Below are 3,477 nucleotides of genomic sequence, written 5' to 3'. Positions count from 1 at the left end.
GCTGGTGATGGCGACCCCGGCTTCTGCTGCCAATCCGCTGGATGTGGATGCCACCGCCGTTAAAAAAGACGATCAGCTGATCGTCTTCCCCGTGCCGGACAAAAATGTCGGTTCGCTTACGGCAGGCTGCGATTATGGCCGTTGTGTAGCCAGGGTTACCGATGTGCTGACGCCCGTATCCGGAGCGCAAACCATCCGCTATACCAGCACCGAGAGTCTGACTGGCCTCTCTCCCGGCAGCCGGGTCTACTTTGCCAACCAGCAGGTTCGCTACTGTGTGGAAGGAAACACGCTGACCCGTGCCACAGCCCCCATTGGAGCATCCTTACCTGCACAGGGCGTGTTGATGGCGGATTCCCTTCGTATTGGCACCTTCTATCGGGAAACCTCGGCGTTTAACGCCGAAGGGGAGTTTGGCATGCGCTTTGTCTTCGAGCGCAAGGGGGAGTCGGTCACCTTCAACCACAAGATAGAGGTGTTCAATGTGCCCTGATCCACACGCTTTCGGACGGATGCGAGGCAGTGCCTTGATGATCGCCCTGTTTGTGATTGTGGTGATGGCCCTGCTGGCGGCTGCTATGGGCCGTTTTCTGGTCGACAGTGGTGAGAAAAATACCGTGGAGGTGCGCAGCGTGCGGGCCCTGCTGGCCGCCCAAAGCGGGCTGGAAGTAACGCTCTATCGGTTGTTCCCCAAGCGCACGCTTGCCCAACCGATCCTACCTGCGCTCTGCCCGGCAAGCAGCCCACTGAGCTTTGCCAGCACGCCCGGACTGACCAACTGCCAGGCAGTGGTTCGTTGCGCCACGGTGCCGGTGACCTACAACGGATCTGTGACCAATGGTTATCGCCTCGAGAGTGTCGGCACCTGTGGCAACTCGGACCTCAACAGTGCCAGCCCTGATTTTGCCGTCAGCCGAACCCTGATGGTTGAAGCTTATGATGGAGGAACTCCCTGATGCGCAATTTATGGATCGTCGTAGCCGTGTGGCTATTTAATGGCGCAGCAGGGGCGTTTCAGCAGATTGATAGTGAAACCTTTTTTCCCGCGGTGGCACAAGGGCATCGAGGTGATGGTGGAGGTACCTGCTCAACCGGTAGTGGGGGGCGTCTGGAACAATATGGCAATGCTCGTATTAATGGTACACAAGGGGCTGATTTAAATTTTTGTTCTTCAAACTCCCCATTACCAGAAAGAGGTTGCGATACAGTTGATAGTGGAGATCGGCGTTGTTCCATCGCGGGCTCCCGGGAGCTTGCATTGCCCATCACCGGTGAAAACGTATTTTTAACCAGTTCTAACGCAGGCGGTAACGTAACCTGTAACTCTTCACTGCTCATTGGTTCAAATGTGCAAAGTCAGTTTCGAGACCTCACGCTCAATAATGGCTGCAGGCTCACTTTTTCAGATAGCCAGAGTGAATACCGACTACGGACATTAACAATCAATAATGGTGGCAAGGCCATTCTTCCGGCTGGTGATTATTATATAAATTCGTTGAATCTATTTAGTGGTAGCCTCATTGAGGCTCTTGGACAGGTAAGAATATTTGTCAATAACTCTACATCACTAGAAAATGCCAGCTTGTTACGTGCAAACGGTGGTTCTATTCTATTATTTGGCTATAACAGTATAACTATGAATAGCAGCAGTCGTGTTGATGGCTATGTTTACAGCAATCAAACGCTAACAATGGAAGGTAGTTCTGTTATCAATGGTCGAGTCAGTGCTCGCAATTTATTGATGTATAACAATGCAGTGATAAATATAAGTGCTGATACCCCATTGTCACAATGTTTCAGTGACGATTTTTCGAGACCAAGTCTGGGCGATAACTGGGTTGTATCTCAGAGAAATAATAGTGAGTTGCCATCTATTCAGAGCGGTCGCTTACGGATGACCCGAAATATTGGCAATCAGGCCACCTCAGCGACTTATCAGCGTTTATTCCCCGCAGCTAACAACTTGGTTGAAGTTACTTTCCGCTATTACGCTTGGTCACCTCAAACCGGAACAGGAGGGGATGGCTTGGCGGTGATTCTTTCCGATGCGACCGTTACACCTCAACCCGGCAGTTTTGGTGGCGCATTGGGATATGCTCAGCGTGATAATGGTACGCCCGGTTTTGCAGGTGGCTGGCTTGGTGTCGGGCTTGATGAATATGGCAACTTTTCCAATGGTAATGAGGGGAAGGTCGGTGGGCCGGGATTCCGTGCTCAAGCGATTGCGATTCGGGGGGGCGTAGGTTCAAATTACCGCTATTTGGCAGGCACGACGGCCAATCTTAGCCCCCGAGTCGATGTACGTGGTACTTCTTCGGCCCAGCCCGGTCATCTATATCGGTTAAGGATTGATTCACGCGTGGCTGGCCGCTCAATGGTCTCGCTGGATAGAAACACTGGCTCCGTATTTAGTACCCTGGTTGCGCCATTCGATGCGATGGCGACCGCTGGGCAGGAGCAGGTTCCTGCAGATTTTTTGCTGTCGCTTACAGGGTCAACCGGAGGCGCCAACAATAATCATGAGCTGGATGATATCCAGATCTGCGCCCTGCGCTCCAATCCCATCGGGGTGCAAATTGACCACTTTCAGCTTGATTACTCTGGTCAGCCGCTGACCTGTAATCCCGAGACGGTGACGGTCAAGGCGTGCGCCGATGCCGCTTGTAGCACACTTATCCAAGACCCGGTGACCGCGACCCTGAGTCTTATCCCTACTTCTGCCAGCAATGGTTGGATTGGCGGCAATACGGTGACCTTTAGCGGCGGTTCGACCAAGGTGCAGTTGCGCAATAATACGCCGACCGCGGTGACCATAGGCGTTTCCGGTTCGACTCCGACGACCAAGCCATTCAGCTCCACCTTGTGCAAGGCCGGGGCGGGGACTCCCAGTACCGCAGCCTGTACCCTGAACTTTGCCGATAGCGGCTTCTTCTTTGATGTGCCTGATACCTATTCCAATCAGCCGCAGACGGTGACTATCAAGGCGATCAAAAAGAGCGATGTGACCAAGCTGTGTGTGCCGGGGTTTGCCAGTCAGACCAAGAGCGTCAAGTTCTGGAGCAGCTATATCTCCCCCACCGGTAACCCCTATAACAGCCAGATGAGCGTCAATAGCAGTGCGATTGGTGCCAGTCAGGGGGCTGCAACACCGCTCTCCCTCGCATTTAATGATCAGGGGCAGTCGACCATCACGGTTAAGTACCCGGATGCGGGCAAGGTGCAACTGGATGCCAGCTATGATGGCACCGGCAGTGAAGCCGGTCTGGTGATGCTAGGCGCGGATCAGTTTGTGGCGCGCCCGGTCGGTTTGTGCATTACGCCCCCGCAAGGGGTCTGCGCGGCAGGTGACAGCAGTTGTCCGGTATTCAAAAAAGCGGGGGAAACGTTCCAGGTAGATATCAAGGCGATGGCCTGGGAATCCGCCAATGATGGGGATATCTGCGTAGGGAATCAGACTACGCCCAACTTTGCCCTGCC

2 protein-coding genes and 1 pseudogene are annotated in these 3,477 nt (G+C 53.7%); all 3 read left to right on the top strand.

Features of this window, described 5'->3' with window-relative positions:
* Positions 1-493 (top strand): annotated as a pseudogene (locus tag AACS18_RS20045) (type II secretion system protein); the annotation flags it as partial.
* Between the two features lie 37 nt (positions 494-530).
* Positions 531-956: an MSHA biogenesis protein MshP gene (locus AACS18_RS20040; protein WP_108613120.1), complete on the top strand. Its 426-nt coding sequence runs from the start codon at positions 531-533 to the stop codon at positions 954-956.
* A partial coding sequence (locus tag AACS18_RS20035; protein WP_258228771.1) for a DUF6701 domain-containing protein occupies positions 956-3,477 on the top strand: 2,522 nt, incomplete at its 3' end. The genes AACS18_RS20040 and AACS18_RS20035, both read left to right, overlap by 1 nt.

Source organism: Aeromonas sp. HMWF015, from assembly GCF_963878965.1.
In the GTDB taxonomy this organism is placed as follows: Bacteria; Pseudomonadota; Gammaproteobacteria; order Enterobacterales; family Aeromonadaceae; genus Aeromonas; species Aeromonas veronii.
Note: the sequence above shows the minus strand (reverse complement) of the source record. Positions and strands in the feature narration are given on the sequence as shown.

Bases quoted from the DNA above. Each gene is read 5' to 3' on its own strand.
- AACS18_RS20040 (WP_108613120.1), top strand. From the start codon at position 531: ATGATCGCCCTGTTTGTGATTGTGGTGATGGCCCTGCTGGCGGCTGCT.